Origin of the sequence: Streptomyces sp. ID05-26A (assembly GCF_033794685.1) — a bacterium.
Lineage (GTDB): Bacteria > Actinomycetota > Actinomycetes > Mycobacteriales > Pseudonocardiaceae > Lentzea.
On record NZ_JARAYZ010000005.1, the window covers coordinates 189481 to 204625 of the forward strand.

The 15145-nt window shown below is 67.1% G+C and carries 15 protein-coding genes; 1 reads left to right on the top strand and 14 read right to left on the bottom strand.

Features of this window, described 5'->3' with window-relative positions; translation table 11 throughout:
• Positions 1-18: 18 nt before the first annotated feature.
• From PV646_RS35535 to PV646_RS35595, 13 genes are all read right to left on the bottom strand, one after another.
• Positions 19-675, bottom strand: coding sequence for a response regulator transcription factor (locus PV646_RS35535; protein ID WP_500346691.1), 657 nt, complete (start codon positions 673-675; stop codon positions 19-21).
• A complete protein-coding gene (locus PV646_RS35540; protein WP_500346692.1) occupies positions 675-2549 on the bottom strand; it encodes a sensor histidine kinase in 1875 nt (624 codons plus the stop codon). Before PV646_RS35540 ends, PV646_RS35535 begins: the two co-directional genes overlap by 1 nt.
• Complete coding sequence (locus tag PV646_RS35545; protein WP_500346693.1) at positions 2528-2752, bottom strand: hypothetical protein; 225 nt, start codon at positions 2750-2752, stop codon at positions 2528-2530. The genes PV646_RS35540 and PV646_RS35545 overlap by 22 nt, the downstream gene beginning before the upstream one ends.
• A gap of 119 nt (positions 2753-2871) precedes the next feature.
• Positions 2872-3861, bottom strand: coding sequence for a zinc-dependent alcohol dehydrogenase family protein (locus PV646_RS35550; RefSeq protein WP_500346694.1), 990 nt, complete (start codon positions 3859-3861; stop codon positions 2872-2874).
• A complete protein-coding gene (locus tag PV646_RS35555) occupies positions 3858-4658 on the bottom strand; it encodes a carbohydrate ABC transporter permease (protein WP_500346695.1) in 801 nt (266 codons plus the stop codon). Before PV646_RS35555 ends, PV646_RS35550 begins: the two co-directional genes overlap by 4 nt.
• Positions 4655-5584, bottom strand: coding sequence for a carbohydrate ABC transporter permease (locus tag PV646_RS35560; protein WP_500346696.1), 930 nt, complete (start codon positions 5582-5584; stop codon positions 4655-4657). The genes PV646_RS35555 and PV646_RS35560 overlap by 4 nt, the downstream gene beginning before the upstream one ends.
• Before the next feature lies 1 nt (position 5585).
• On the bottom strand, positions 5586-6920 hold the full coding sequence (locus PV646_RS35565; RefSeq protein ID WP_500346697.1) for an ABC transporter substrate-binding protein: 1335 nt from the start codon (positions 6918-6920) through the stop codon (positions 5586-5588).
• 74 nt (positions 6921-6994) lie between these two features.
• Positions 6995-7756, bottom strand: coding sequence for a DeoR/GlpR family DNA-binding transcription regulator (locus tag PV646_RS35570; RefSeq protein ID WP_355298771.1), 762 nt, complete (start codon positions 7754-7756; stop codon positions 6995-6997).
• A 272-nt stretch (positions 7757-8028) separates the two neighbouring features.
• Complete coding sequence (locus tag PV646_RS35575) at positions 8029-9510, bottom strand: glycoside hydrolase family 13 protein (RefSeq protein WP_500346698.1); 1482 nt, start codon at positions 9508-9510, stop codon at positions 8029-8031.
• 11 nt (positions 9511-9521) lie between these two features.
• Positions 9522-10355, bottom strand: a complete 834-nt coding sequence (locus PV646_RS35580) for a carbohydrate ABC transporter permease (protein ID WP_500346699.1) — start codon at positions 10353-10355, stop codon at positions 9522-9524.
• Positions 10352-11209: a carbohydrate ABC transporter permease gene (locus tag PV646_RS35585; RefSeq protein ID WP_500346700.1), complete on the bottom strand. Its 858-nt coding sequence runs from the start codon at positions 11207-11209 to the stop codon at positions 10352-10354. Before PV646_RS35585 ends, PV646_RS35580 begins: the two co-directional genes overlap by 4 nt.
• On the bottom strand, positions 11210-12547 hold the full coding sequence (locus PV646_RS35590) for an ABC transporter substrate-binding protein (protein ID WP_500346701.1): 1338 nt from the start codon (positions 12545-12547) through the stop codon (positions 11210-11212).
• A gap of 109 nt (positions 12548-12656) precedes the next feature.
• Entirely contained in the window at positions 12657-13640 is a 984-nt protein-coding gene (locus PV646_RS35595; protein ID WP_500346702.1) for a LacI family DNA-binding transcriptional regulator, read from the bottom strand.
• A gap of 121 nt (positions 13641-13761) precedes the next feature.
• Here PV646_RS35595 and PV646_RS35600 point away from each other — a divergent pair, with 121 nt between their 5' ends.
• Positions 13762-13929, top strand: coding sequence for a hypothetical protein (locus PV646_RS35600; protein ID WP_500346703.1), 168 nt, complete (start codon positions 13762-13764; stop codon positions 13927-13929).
• A gap of 2 nt (positions 13930-13931) precedes the next feature.
• Here the strand turns inward: PV646_RS35600 and PV646_RS35605 are convergent, their stop codons facing one another.
• Positions 13932-15062 (bottom strand): hypothetical protein, encoded by a 1131-nt coding sequence (locus PV646_RS35605; RefSeq protein ID WP_500346704.1) that lies wholly within the window; start codon positions 15060-15062, stop codon positions 13932-13934.
• Between the last annotated feature and the right edge of the window lie 83 nt (positions 15063-15145).

The window sequence follows — 15145 nt, forward strand, 5'->3', positions numbered from 1 at the left end:
GGTGACCGTTGTCCCGACTTAGGAGGGACTTCCGAGTCCCGCCTCGCGGGCCCGCACGATGGCCTGTGCGCGGTCGGCCACCTGGAGCTTGGTGAAGATCGCGGACACCCGGTTGCGGACGGTCTTGCCCGACAGGGTCAGCCGGTGGGCGATCGACGGGTTGTCGAGGCCGGACGCCATCAGCTCCAGCACGTCCCTCTCCCGCTCCGTGAGCTGGGGGAACAGCACCGCCTTGGACGACGAGATCGCGGTGAAGTAGCCCATCATCCGCTGGGCGATGGTGGCGCTGAAGATCGCCTCACCGGCTCCTATGGCCTGCACGGCGCGCACTATCTCGTCGTCGTCGGTCGTCTTCACGAGATACCCGCGCGCCCCGGCCTTCATCGCGGCGAAGACGAGTTCGTCGTCCTCGTGCATGGTCAGCACGAGGACACCGACGTCCGGCAGGGCCGCCTGGATCTGCTTGGCGGCCTCGACCCCGCCCATGACGGGCATGTGCAGGTCCATCACGACGACGTCCGGTTCGAGGTCGAGGACGACGCGGACGGCCTCCTCGCCGTCGGCGGCGTCGCCGACCACGGAGATGCCGTTCTCGCCGTCCAGCAACGCCTTGAGCCCGCGCCGGAACACCGGGTGGTCGTCGGCGATCACCACGCGCGTCACTGCATCCGCCACTATTGGGCCTCCAACGGGATCCGCGCCACCACCCGAGTGCCGTGTGGTTGCGCGGGTCCCACTGTGCACGATCCACCCAGTTCGGCGCACCGTTCTCGCATCGAGTCGAGACCCACGCCCGGCTTGGAATCGGCCGCGACCCCGCGTCCGTCGTCCACGATCTCCACGACCAGGTCGCCGTCCGCCCGCACGGTGATCACGCAGGTCGACGCTCCGGAATGCCGTGCCGTGTTGGTCAACGCCTCCGCGACGATCCGGTAGGCGGCGACCTCGACCGCGGCGGACAACCCCTCGATCGGTTCGGCCTCCACGTGAACCCGCAGGTCACCGTTGAAGCGGGCGGCCTCGTCGCGCACGGCCAGCGCCAGGCCCTGGTCGAGGATCGGCGGTCGCAGGCCGTCCACGAGGCTGCGCACCTCGACGGCCGTGGTGTCGACGTCGGCCAGCACCGGGTCGAGCACGTCGCCCAGCGAGCGCCGCAACGCCTTGAGCTGCAAGCGAATCCCGACCAACGCCGGTCCGACGCCGTCGTGCAGGTCTCGCCTGAGACGCAATCGTTCTTCTTCGCGGGCGCGCACGAGCCGTTCGCGGGCGAGCTGCAGATCGGCTGTCAGCTTGATCGACTGAGCGGCCGGGGCGGTGGAGCGGGCCAGGTCCACCAACAGGTTCAACTCGCGGTCGCTCAACCGTTCGTCCGGAGCACGTGGCTCGACCACAAGATCCCCGACAACAGATCCCCGGTACGTCATGGGGAAGCGCAGCTGCGGCCATCCGCGACTGCGTCCGTGCTCGGCGAGCACCGACCCACCGCGAATCGCCACGTACGGCAGTTTCAACGACTCGGCGACGGTCTGGGCCACGGTCGGAAGCACGTCCTGCGACCGTTCGAGCTTCTCGCTCAACATCGACAGCGTCGCGTAGGGGTCAGAGCGCTGCCCGTACAGCCACAGGTCGAGCTTGCGCTGCATCCAGCTGCGAATCGGCGCGAACGCCAGCCCCGCCGCCACGACGCCGATCACCTCTGTGTCGTCCGTCAGCAACTCGCCCGCCCCGACCATCACGCCGAGGTAGACCAGCAGCAGCACGACGGTCAACGAGCCGTAGAGCAACGAGCGGTGGATCAGCAGACTGATGTCGTAGAGCCCGTACCGCACGATCGCGATGACTGCGGCAGCCGGAAACGCCAGCACGCCGACGATCCACGCGACGTGCCCGTCCGTCGTCTCCACCACGGTCGCCACGACGGCCAGCGTCAGCAACGCGAACGCCCACACGAGCGACCGGCGCTCGTCCCCTTCAGCCCTCCGCCACCGCAGAGCCAAGGACACGACCGCCGCCAGCACCGAGATTCCGGCGACCATCACGGCGATCAGCGTGATCGTCTTCGCGACCCCGCCCTCGCCCGACTGCCGGAAAGACGCGGGATCACCCCACGAGGCCCAGGCGATGCCGACGGTGCCGGCGACAACGCTGAACAGCGACGCGCCGATGGCGATCCACCAGCGGTTGCTCAGGGGCTTGCCGTTCGGGAAGACCAGTGCCACAAGGGGCAACAGCGCGTACGTGGGCCACCAGACCCACGCCTCGACCCATCGGGCTGGATGATCTTCCGGCTGACCCGCGATCGCGACGGCGACACCGCCGAACACGCCCATGGTCAGCAGCAGCCAGCCGACGGACGACCTGCGGACGTGGCCGATCACCCGCACCCCGAGCAGGGTGCAGGCGAACGCGACCAGCCAGTTCCGCGGATGTGAGACGGCGCCGGTGACCACCGTGTGCACCACGGCGTAGAGCACACAGGCGGCCACCAGAACGCCGACGACCCGCGCGAGAGTGACCTCGCGGCGGGTCAGTCGCTGAGCCAGTGCCACAGGTTGTGGAACGGAGAACCGTCGTCGAGGGTGGACAGGCCTCCCGGCCAGCCCTGGAACGTCATGATCCGGTGACGCAGCTCTTCCACGGTCCTCGGTTCGGCGGGCTTGTGGGTGTGATCGAAATCGACGTCCTCAGGCGGCGCGTTCATCGCGCGCACCTGGAGCTCCGCGTACCAGGCGAGGAGCTCTTCGTCGGACATGTGCGAAAAGTACGGCGGCGTTACTTTCTGCCCGGACTTCGACATGCCTGGAAGGAGTCGTGGGCACTCGTCTGGATACACGAGTGCCCACGAACTTCTGAGAACTTTCTCGGATCAGCTCACGGCAGGACCTGGATCTTGCGGCCCACACCCGCCTTGAACTGGTCCAACGCCTTCGCGTAACCGTCCAGCGGCACCCTGTCACTGATGAAGATCTCGGGGTCGAGTACTCCGGTCGCGAACAGGTCCGCCGCCCGTTCGAACGAGTGCAGCACCGCCATCGAGCCGGTGATGGTGATCTCCTGGTTGTAGATCTTGTACGGCTCGATGGTCACGCGGGCCGAGTAGTCCGAGACTCCGAACTGGAGGAAGGTGCCTCCCTTCGCGACCCGGTTGATGCCGTCCTGGATGGCCTTCTCGTTGCCGGTGGCGTCGATGACGACGTCCCAGCCCTGTGGACGGTCCAGTTCGTCCGCAGAGGTCGCGACGCCCGTGACGCCGAGCTGGACGGCGGTCTTCAACCGCTCTTCGTTGAGGTCCACGACCTCGATCGACGACGCGCCCGTGAGCTTGCCGAGCTGGAGCATCATCAGGCCCATCGTGCCCGAGCCGTAGATCAGCACCCGGGACGCCATCTGGGACCTGAGCACGTCGTAACCGCGCACCGCGCACGACAGCGGTTCGATCAGCGCCGCGTCCTCGAGCCGCACGTGGTCGGGCAGCTTCACGCAGTTCGCGACGGGCGCCACCGCGAACTCCGCCGCGCCACCGGCCGTCGTCACGCCGATGGCGGCCCAGCGCTCGCAGAGGTTGTTCTTGCCGTTGCGGCACATCCGGCACTCGTGGCAGTAGAGCGACGGGTCGACGGCGACCCGGTCACCCACGGAGAGCTCGGTGACCTGCGCGCCGATCTCGACGATCGTGCCGGCGAACTCGTGGCCCGGCACGACCGGCAGCGTCGGCGCGAACTCGCCCTGCAGGATGTGCAGGTCCGTTCCGCAAAGACCACAGGCCGCCACGTCCACGACCACTTCGCGCGGACCGCACTTGGGATCGTCCACAGTGGTCACCTCGACGGACCCGACGCCCGTGATCACTGCTGCTTTCACTTGACCGCTCCCAACGAAAGGCCCTGGACGAGCTTGTCCTGGGCGGCGAACCCGGCGATGAGCACCGGCAGAGACACCACGACCGCGGCCGCGCACACCTTGGCCAGGAACAGGCCCTGGGAGGTGACGAACCCGGTGAGGTACACGGGGGCGGTGCCGGCGACGACACCGGTGAGCACCCGTGCGAAGAGCAACTCGTTCCAGCTGAAGATGAAGCAGATCAACGCCGTCGCCGCGATGCCCGGCATGGCGATCGGAGCCACCACCCGGCGCAGCGTCGTGACCAGCCCGGCACCGTCGATCGAGGCGGCTTCGAGGATCTCCTTGGGGACCTCGGCCAGGAACGACCGCATGAGCCACACCGCGATCGGCAGGTTCATCGAGCAGTACAGCAGGGTGAGGAACGAGATGTTGTCGAGCATCCCGGAGAACTGCGCGATCAGGTAGATCGGCAGCAGCGCCGCGACGACCGGCATCATCTTGGTGGAGAGGAAGAAGAACAGGACGTCCGTCCACTTCTCCACCGGCTTGATCGACAACGCGTACGCGGCCGGGATCGCCAGCAGCAGCACGATGATCGTCGATCCGATCGAGGCGCTGAACGAGTTGATCAGCGGCGGCCACGCGCCCGCGTCGAAGAACTCTGCGTAGCCGTCCAGCGTCAGCGGCGCCGTGAGCGACGGCGGGTTCGTCGCCGCGTCCGACTCGCTGTGCAGCGACGTCAGGAACATCCAGGCCACCGGCGCGAAGAACACGAGGCCGGAGAACCAGGCCAGCACTCCCCAGATCCTGTTCATCGCTTCTCCTCCTTGAACAGCGACGACACCGTGCGCAGCGCGAACGTCGCGATCAGGATCGACCCCGCCACCACGATGACGCCGGCCGCGGAGGCCTCGCCGTACTCGTGGGCCTGGTAGAAGGTCTGGTAGATCATGTACGGCAGGTTCGCCGTGCCCAGACCACCGGACGTGATCGTGAAGACCGCGTCGAAGTTCTGCACGATGTAGATCGACCCGAGCAGTCCGCCGAGCTCCAGGTACTGGCGCAGGTGCGGGAACGTCAGGTACCGGAAGATCTGGAACGACGAGGCGCCGTCGATCGTCGCGGCCTCGACGGGTTCGATCGGCTTGGACTGCAGGCCCGCCAGCAGGATCAGCATCATGAACGGCGTCCACTGCCACACCAGCGACAGCACGACGGCGCTCATCGGCATGGTGGAGATCCAGTCCGGCTGGGCGTCGAAGCCCAGCCAGTTCAGGATTCCGTTGAACAGGCCGTACTCCGGGTTGTAGAGCACGTGCTTCCAGATCAGCGCCGCCGCCACCGGGACCACGAGGAACGGCGCGATGAGCATGGTGCGCACGAACCCGCGGCCCTTGAACTTCTTGTCCAGCAACAACGCCAGGCCGAGCCCGAGGACCAGGCTGATCAGCACCACCGACGCCGTGAGCACGATCGTGTTGACGACCGAGGAACGCAGGTCGGGGTCGGTGAAGACGTTGACGTAGTTGTCGAACCCGGCGAACCCGCGGTTGGTGGGGTCGAGCGAGTTCCACTTCATGAACGAGATCACCAGCGTCGCCACGAACGGCAGCTGCGTCACGATGATCAGGAAGATGAGGGCGGGCAGCAGGGGCCCTCGCCGCGCCCACTTCGAGTAGTTCCGGCGGGGGACGGGGGGCGGCCGGTCGACGACCGGCCGCTCCCTCGTTATGACAGCCATGTCACTGCCCCTTGTACTTCGCGGCGACCTTCTCGGCGAGTCCCTGACCGTTGTTCAGCGCGTCGTCCACCGTGACCGCACCGGCGATCGCCGAGCTGATCTGCTGCGACACCTGGGTGCCGAGGTCGGTGAACTCCGGGATGCCGACGAACTGGATGCCGGGGGCCGGACGTTCCTGCACACCGGGGTTGAGCGGCTTCGCGCCCTTGATCGCGGCCTCGGCCATCGCGGAGAAGCTGCCGGAGGACTGCTTGTACTCGGGACGCTGGTAGGTCGACGAGCGCTTGCCGTCGGGGAGCTTCGACCAGCCGAGGTTCTTGCCGACGAGCTCCTCGTAGCCCTTGCCGGACGCCCACGAGATGAACTTCCAGGCGTTGTCCTGCTTCTTCGAGGCCTTCTGGATGCCGAACGCCCAGGTGTAGAGCCAGCCGGAGCTGTCGGTCTTCACGACCGGCGCCTGGGTGAAGCCGAGCTTGCCCTTGATCGGTGAGTCGTCGGCCTCGAGCAGGCCGGCGGCGACCGTGGCGTCGTACCACATCGCGACCTTGCCCTGCGTCATGTTGTTGAGGCACTCGGCGAAACCGGCCTGCGGGGCGCCCGCCTCACCGTGGTTGCGCACCAGGTCCACGTAGAACTTGGTGGCCTCCTTGAACTCCGGCGCGTTGACCTGCGCCTGCCAGTCCTTGGTGAACCACGTGCCGCCGAAGGTGTTCACGACCGTCGTGAGCGGCGCCATGACCTGGCCCCAGCCCGGCTGGCCGCGCAGGCAGATGCCGCGGACCTCGGGCGTCGCGACCTTCGCCGCCGCCTCCGCGACCTGCTGCCAGGTCGGCTTCTCGGGCAGCGTGACGCCCTTGGCCTCGAAGATGTCCTTGCGGTACATGAGGAACGACGACTCGCCGTAGAACGGCTGCGCGTAGACCTTGCCGTCCGCCGCGGTCAGCGACTGCCTGATCGGCTCCAGGATGTCTGCCTGGTCGAACCCGCTGTCCTTGGACACGAAGTCGTCCATCGGTGCGAGCCAGCCGTTCTTGGCGAACATCGGCGTCTCGTAGTTGGAGATCGTCGCGACGTCGTACTGACCGGCCTGGCTGGAGAAATCCTGGCTGATCTTGTCCCGGACGTCGTTCTCGGGCAGCACGGTGAAGTTCACCTTGATGCCGGTGTCCTTCGTGAAGTTGTCCGCGGTGAGCTTCTGCAGGTCCTGCATCTGCGGGTTGTTCACCATCAGGACGTTCACCGAGTTCTCGCCACCGCCCCCGCCGCCTGCTCCCGAGCAGGCGGACGCGAGCAGCAACACGGCGGTGGCGGCTCCGAGTGTGCGAATCGACGACATCGTCGGTTCCTTTCAAGGGTTTTTGGGCGCGCTGAAGACCGGGGGATGTGCGTGCCCAAATGTGTGAGGGTGAGTCAGGCTCTGATGACCTTGGGGCCGAGCAACGTGTAGCGGTGGGCCTCGTGCGTGGTGAGGCCGCTGTCGGTGACGACCGCCTCCAGATCGGAGACCTCGGCGAACCGGTGGAAGCTGGAGACGCCGAACTTCGTGTGCGTCCCGACGAAGATCTTGCGCCGGGAAGCGCTGAGCGCCTTGGCCTTCACCGCGCCGACCGCGGGGTCGGGCGTGGTCAGGCCGTGCTCGCGGGAGATCCCGTTCGCACCGATGTAAGCCAGGTCGATGACCATCTCGCCGAGCATCCTGGTGGTCCAGTGGTCCACAGTGGCCAGTGTGTGGCCCCTGACGCGACCGCCCAGCAGCAGGACGGTGCACGACGGGTGCTCGGACATCGCCGCCGCGGTCGGCAGCGACGCGGTGATGATCGTGAGCGGGTTGGTGGTGGGCAACGCCTCCGCGACGAGTTGCGGCGTGTAGCCCTCGTCGATGAACACCGTCTCGGCGTCGTCGAGACGTTCGGCGGCCGCCTTCGCGATGCGCCGCTTCTCCGGGACGTGCGACCCGGCGCGGAACCGGAGCCCTGTCTCGAAGCCGGCGCTCTCGACCGGCACACCACCACCGTGCGTGCGTCGCACCAGACCGTGCTCGTCGAGCACACGCAGGTCCCGCCTGACCGTTTCGGGCGCGACGCGCAGTTCCTGCGCCATCTCCACCACGTCGACGCGGCCGTCGGCGCGGGCCCTGGCCAGGATGCGGCGCTTGCGTTCCTCGGCTCGCATGTCACCTGCCCATTCGGCTCTTGGGTTGCCCGTTCGGGCCGTGCATAGATGAAACACCCTGGAAACACTGTGGTCGCCACCACAACTGGGTGAGATCCTGCCCGATTTATGCCCGTCTCGCAGTGCGTGACGGGTCGTTCACGCAGGTCGACCATTCCGGGCGCGCCCGAATACCCGTGAGGTTCTGCCCGTATCGCCCCCATATGGGCAGAAACGCGTGAGCGGTTGTGGCCGACTTTCGACCACAACCGCTCACGACCCCGCGCTCAGAGTCAGCTCAACCAGGCAGCCGCATCGGCAGGCAGCTTGCCGCCCTCCAGCGGAACGCTTGACAACGTTGGCACGCCCGGCAGTTCGATCGGCCCGCCGGACAGGTTGACGACGCAGGTGGTGTCGCCGCGCCTGAACGCCAGCACGTCCTCGCCGAGGTCGAGCCACTCCAGGTCGCCGTCGATGCCGCGGCGGTGCGCGAACACCTGGCGGTACAGGGCGAGCATCGATTCAGGGTCGTCCGTCTGGGCCGCGACCGAGAAGTCCTGCCAGTTCGCCGGTTGGGGCAGCCAGCTCGGGCCGTCCTCGGTGGACCAGGGGAGTGGCACGCGGCACCCGTCCCGTCCCCGGTCGGTGAAGCCCGAGCGGTGCCACACCGGGTCCTCGCGCAGCTCGTCCGGCAGGTCCTCGACCTCCCAGAGTCCCAGCTCCTCGCCCTGGTAGACGTAGACGCCGCCGGGCAGCGCGGCCGTGAGCATGATCGCCGCCCGTGCCCGCCTCGTGCCCAGTTCGAAGTCGGTCGCGGCGCCGTGCTGCCTGTCCGCGAAGGAGAATCCCGTCTTCTCGCGGCCGTAGCGGGTCACGTGCCTCGTGACGTCGTGGTTGGAGAGCACCCAGGTCGGTGGCGCGCCGACGGGTTCGTGCGCGGCGAGTGTGCTGTCGACGACCTTGCGCAGCTCGTCGGCGTTCCACGGGCAGCAGAGGAAGTCGAAGTTGAACGCGCTGTGCATCTCGTCCTGGCGGAGGTACCGGGCGAACCGGACCGGGTCCGGCAGCCACATCTCGCCGACGAGGATGCGGTCGCCGTCGTACTCGTCGACGATCTGGCGCCACCGGCGGTAGATGTCGTGCACGCCGTCCTGGTCGGAGTACGGGAGGTCCGCGTCGGGCTTCGTGAAGTCCTTGACCAGGCCGTCGGCCACGTCGATGCGGAAGCCGTCGACGCCGCGGTCGAGCCAGAACCGCAGGATGTCCTCGAACTCGTCGTGGACGACCGGGTTCTCCCAGTTGAAGTCCGGCTGCTCGGCGGCGTAGAGGTGCAGGTACCAGCGGCCGTCGTCGAGCTTGCTCCACGCCGGGCCGCCGAAGCGCGACTGCCAGTCGTTCGGGATCTCCTCTGAGTCCCGCACGTGGAAGCGGTCCCACAGGCCGTCCTTGAACCACGGGTGCTGGTCGCTGCTGTGGTTCGGGACGAGGTCGATGATGATCCGGATGCCCAGGCCGTGCGCGTCCGCGATGAGCTTCTCGGCGTCCGCGAGCGACCCGAACACCGGCTCGATGTCGCGGTAGTCCGCCACGTCGTAGCCGCCGTCGGCGAGCGGGCTCGGGTACCACGGGTTCAGCCAGATCGCGTCGAAGCCGAGGCTCGCGATGTGCTGGAGCTTGGCGCGCAGGCCGGCGAGGTCGCCGATGCCGTCACCGTTGCCGTCCGCGAAGCTGCGCAGGTAGACCTGGTAGATGGATGCGTTGCGCCACCAACTCATCTGGTGTCCTTTCAGCCTTTTACGCCGCCCGCGGTGAGCCCCGCGAGGATGTGCCGCTGGAACGCCAGGAACAGCGCCACCATCGGCAGGCTCGCCAGCACGAGGCCCGCGAGCAGGAGGTTGATCGGTGTGTCCGGCGCGAAGCGTTGAAGCGCAACGCTGAGCGTCTGCTTCGCCGGATCGGGGAACACGAGCAGCGGCCAGATGAAGTCCTTCCACGCCGCCACGACCGCGAAGATCGAGACGACGGCGAGGATGGGGCGCGAGATCGGCAGCACGATGCGGACGAGGGTCGTCCACGTGTTCGCGCCGTCGATCCTGGCCGCTTCGAGGAGCTCTTCCGGGATCTGGTCGAAGAAGCGTTTGAGCAGGTAGACGTTCAGCGCGTTCGCCGCGGCCGGCAACCAGATGCCCGCCGGGTTGTTGAGCAGGTCCAGGTCGGTGAGCGTGAGGTAGACCGGGACCAGCACGGCCGTCGACGGCAACATCAGCGTTGCCAGCATCAGGCCCATGATCACGTTGCCGAAGATCGGCCGGAGTTTGGACAGGGCGTAGGCCGCGGGGACGATCACGGCCATCTGCACGGCCCACGCGCCGATCGCGACGACGAGCGTGTTGACGAAGAACTTGCCGAGCTCCATGTAGTTCCAGGCGTCGACGTACGCGCCCGGTTCCCACGTCTCCGGCAGGATCGTCGGTGGTTGCTGGGCCAGTTCCGCCGGCGGTTTGAACGCGCCGAGCAGCACCCAGACCAGCGGGAGCAGGAACGCCGCGGTGAACAGGACCAGCGTGCCGGCGAGGACGACCCAGTAGAGCGGGCCGGTGCCCCTGGTGAGAGTCCTCATGCGTCGGCCTTCCTGGTGATCTTGAGGTAGAGGAAGGAGAAGACGCCCAGCACCGCGAAGAGGATGAGGCTCAGCGCGCTCGCGGTGCCGAAGTCGTTGTAGTAGAAGGCGTAGCGGTACAGCAGGAGCAGCACGGTGACCGTGGACTCCTCCGGCCCGCCGCCGGTCATGATGAACGGCTCGGTGAAGACCTGCATGGTCGCGACGACCTGCAGGAGCAGCAGCATCAGGATCACGAACTTGGTCTGCGGGATCGTGACGTGCCAGACCTTCTTGACGATCCCCGCGCCGTCGAGGTCCGCGGCCTCGTACAGCTCACCGGGGATGGTCTGCAGTGCCGCCAGGTAGATCAGCGTCGCCGAGCCCATGTTCGCCCACGTGATCACCAGGACGAGGCTGATCATGCTGGTGTCCGCGGAGTCGAGCCACTGCGAAGTCGGTAGTCCGAGTCCTCTGAGGACGGAGTTGAACAGCCCCGGTCCCGGGTCGTAGAACCACTTCCACAGCAGGGCCGTGACGACCGGCGGCAACATCACCGGCAGGTAGACCAGCAGGCGGAAGTAGCCCTTGGCGTGCCGCAGTTCGTTGAGCACCACGGCTGTGAGGAACGGGACGCCGAACCCGAGGACCAGAGCGAGAAGCGTGAAGTACAGCGTGTTGCGCCACGCCACCCCGAACAGCGGGTCCGCGAAGAGTCGCTCGAAGTTCTCCCAGCCCACCCAGTCGGGACTCGTGACGAAGTTGACCTGCTGGAAGCTCAGGACCACCCCGCGCACGATGGGCCACCAGGAGAAGATCGCGAAGACGACCAGCGCGAGACTCAGGAAGCCGTACGCGGTGACGTGGCGCCGCACCTACTTCACCTGGGCCAGAACGGCGTTGACCTTGGTCTCCGCGTCCTTCAGCAACGCCGCGTGGTCCGCGTCCTTGTTGGTCAGGGTCGCCTGCACCACGCTGTCGAGGATCGCGTAGACCTGCTGCGCCTGCGGCGGTTCGAGCGAGCCCTTGGTCTTCTCCGAACCGTCCACGTAGGCCTGGAAGTTCTTCACCGGCATGGTGGCGAACTTGGCCTTCAGCTCTTCCTGCTTCTTGCGCGGCTCACCGGTCCAGACGTCGGCGATCGGCGGGATCGGCAGGCCGACGGGCTGTCCGCGGTCCTTGTACTTCTGCAGGTTGACGTCGAGGCGGTCCGGGTTCAGGTACTTCCACTGGATCCACTTCAGGCCCGCCTTGATCTTCTCCGGCGTCGCCTTCGGGTTGATCATGTAACCCTCGCCGCCGAGCAGGGTGCCCTTCTGCTCCGGGATCGCGGCCAGGCCGTAGTCGTCGTACTTGCCCTTGAACTGGTTGACGATCGCGGCGACGTTGTCCGGCGCGGCCAGGTACATGCCGAGTTGCCCGGCACCCATCATGTTCTGCACGTCGCCGATCTCCAGAAGCTGCTTCTCGCCCATGGAGTTGTCGTCCCAGCGCATCTCCTTGAGCCTGCGCAGGACTTCCTTGCCCTTGTCGTTGTTGAAGTCGGCGACGTACTTGTCGCCGTCCTTCTTCGCGACGTCACCGCCGACGGACTTGATCCACGTCGTGAAGTGCCAGCCGCCCTGGTTGCTCTTGCTGTACTCGGCGAACCCGGTGACACCGGCGTCCTTGAGCTTCTTGGCCGCCGCGCGCACCTCGTCCCACGTCTTCGGCGGCGAGTCGGGGTCCAGGCCGGCCTTGGTGAAGTTGGTGCGGCTGTAGAGCAGCCCCATCGTGTAGTTGGCCGTCGGCAGCCCGTAGACCTTGCCGTCGACCGTGAAGACGTCCTTGAGCTCCTGCTTGAGGTCGCCGTAGTGCGGCACGTCCTTGACGTAGTCCGTCAGGTCGGCTGCCTGCTTGCGGGCGATCAGAGCGGCGGGATCGGTGAAGTAGACGTAGAAGACGTCCTCCAGCTGACCACCGGCGAGCTTGGCGCTGAACGTCTTCGGGTCCATGAACCCCTCGTGCGGCACGAGGTCGATGTCCGGGTTCGCTGTCTCGAACTCCGCGACGTCCTCGTCGAACACCTTGCGGTCGAACGCCTGGGTCTGCGGCGGCTGACCGTTGATGTTGATCTGGACCTTGCCGCCGGGCTCGGTCGTGGAACCGCTCCCACAGCCGACCGAGCTTAGGGCCAGGACACCGCCAATCAGCACGGCAGCGGACTTCTTCATGGTGGGGCCGCCCTTCTCGCGAGCGCGTCGATGTGACGGCGACCATAAGGCGCCGTTACATCTGAACGCAATATCCAGACGAAAACTCGCAAGAAGCTGACTGCGTTCGTTACCTCACCGGCGCGCTGGACGCCCGCACCACCAACTCGGGCTCGAAGAGCAACTCGTCCGGCGCCACCGCGTTGCCGGAGATCTGGTTGGCCAGCAACTCGACGGCCGCCCGCCCCATCGCCTCGATGGGCTGCCGCACAGTCGTGAGAGGCGGATCAGTGCAGGTCATGAACGCGGAGTCGTCGTACCCGATGATCGACACGTCCTTGGGAACGTCCAGCCCGGCCCTGCGCACGGCCCTGATCGCACCCAGTGCGAGAGGGTCGCTGGCGCAGATGATCGCCGTGACCCCGCGCTGCACCAGCTTGGTGGCCGCAGCCTGCCCACCTTCGAGGCTGAACATCGCGTGCTCGACATCCGCACCACCACACCGGTCGAGCGCCTGCTGCTTGCGCAAGCTCGGCACGTGGTCCAACGGCCCGAGCACAGCCCCGATCCGCTTGTGCCCAAGGGAGGTGAGATGCCCGTACGCCTGCTCCACGGCCACCGCGTCGTCACACGACACCCGCGGAAACGCCAGATCGTCTATAGCGGCGTTGACCAGCACCGTAGGCAACTTCCGGGACATCATCTGCTGGTAGTGCCCATGGCTCGCGTCCTTCTGCGCGTACAGCCCACCGGCGAACACGATGCCGCTGACGTGCTGCTCCAGCAGCAGCTCCAGGTACTCGGCCTCGGTGACCCCGCCGGCCGTCCTGGTGCAGAGAACGGGCGTGAAACCCCTTTGCGCGAGCGCGTTGCCGACCACGTCCGCGAAGGCGGGGAAGATCGGGTTCTGCAGCTCGGGCAGAACGAGGCCCACGAGCCGCGCCCGTTCGCCCCTCAATTGCGTCGGTCGCTCGTATCCCAGCACGTCAAGGGCCGTGAGGACGGCACTCCTCGTCGCGTCCGAGACTCCTGGCTTGCCGTTCAGCACCCGGCTGACGGTGGCCTCGCTGACCCCGACCTTGGCCGCGACCTCGGCCAGCCTCCGTTGCGTCATGGCGCAAGTGTACGCAATTTCTTGCGCTCGCTTGCAGCACCTCGCTCACCCGCTCGGCAGGCGCTCTGCGGGTCCACCGTCGATAGGCTTCGGTGCCATCCGCAGTCGAGGGGAGACCACGATGGCCACCGATCCGCTGAAACCCGTTCCGGTTCCCGTCCCGAAGGACACCGGGCGCTCCTGCTGGCCGCTCGAGCCCGCGAAGTCGGGCAAGCCGGCGAGGGGTGTCGACTGGTTCGTGCGCATGCCCACCGGTGGTGGCACGGTCTACGTGCGGCCGGCCGACTGAGATCAGCGGCGCGCTTCCCGCCACAACAACGCGACCCCGTGCCCCGGCAGCATCCACGACCGCACGTCCAGGTCCCCGAGCTGATCCGCGCGCAACCACTGCGCCGCCTCCGTACCCGACCGGAACGTGAACGGCATGATGCGGAACTCGTGACCGGGGGAGTGGTCGACCGCGAGCTCCGTGGCGTCGAAGCTGATCGTGTCCACGTAGGACGGGTACGGCGACTGCCAGTACGCGAAGCCGTCGTTGGTGCGCTGCAGGGAACGTGACGACACGGTCAGGCCGAGGATCGCGCGCACCACGTGGTCGTCGGCGATGCCGCTGAGATCGCACTCCAGGATGCGCAGGTCGCTCATGTGGTCGACCGGGCTCAGCTTGGGCAGCGGGGCCATCGCCTCGCGGAAGAACGTCAGGTAGTTCGACCAGCGGTCGAACCTGACCTCGATCGGCGGGATCTGGCTCGGTTCCGCGGAGCGGCTCTGGCCGTCGTGGTCGAGGTAGTCGATGGTGATCTTGGTGGAGTCGCGGATGTCGTCGACCGAGTCGAGGAACAGCGACGCGTCCGGCATGAAGTAGAGCTCGAACAGCGGGAAGCGGCAGGCCGCGCTGATCGTGTCGCGCAGGGTGGCGTTGCTGGTGGCGAAGATGACGAACCGGTCTACCGGGACGCTGTGCCGGAACTGGTGCGTCTGGGTCGTGGTCAGGTGGTAGGTCAGGGTGTCGACGCCCTGCAACTCCAGGCGGACCGTGGTGCGGGTGCTGATCGTCAGGTCGTCGCCCTTGGGGCGCATGCCGCTGCCGCCGAGCACGCCGGACACCACGTCGTCGTTCTGCTGGCCGGTGCCGTAGATCCTCGACAGGAACGTCCTGAGCACCTCGCTCGGCAGCAGGTGCTCGACGATGCCGGGGCCCGAGATGCGGCCCATCTCGTTCACGAGTCGCTGGTGCAGGAACAGCTCGTAGGTGCCCAGCAGGAAACCCGCCAGTGCCGGCAGTGGCCAGAGCACCACCAGCACGTCGTGCAACAGGCTTCGGGACGTGGGTTGCCACAGCAGCACCGCGGTCAGGTCGGCGGCCGCGACGAGCAGCAGGAGGAACGCGACGGCCAGAACCTGCCTGTGCTTGCGCGCCACCACCACCTGGTCGCCGCCCCCTCACTCCACCCGGTCGTCCATACATGGTGGGAGTGGAGGGCGATCAGCGCCAGACCCTTTCG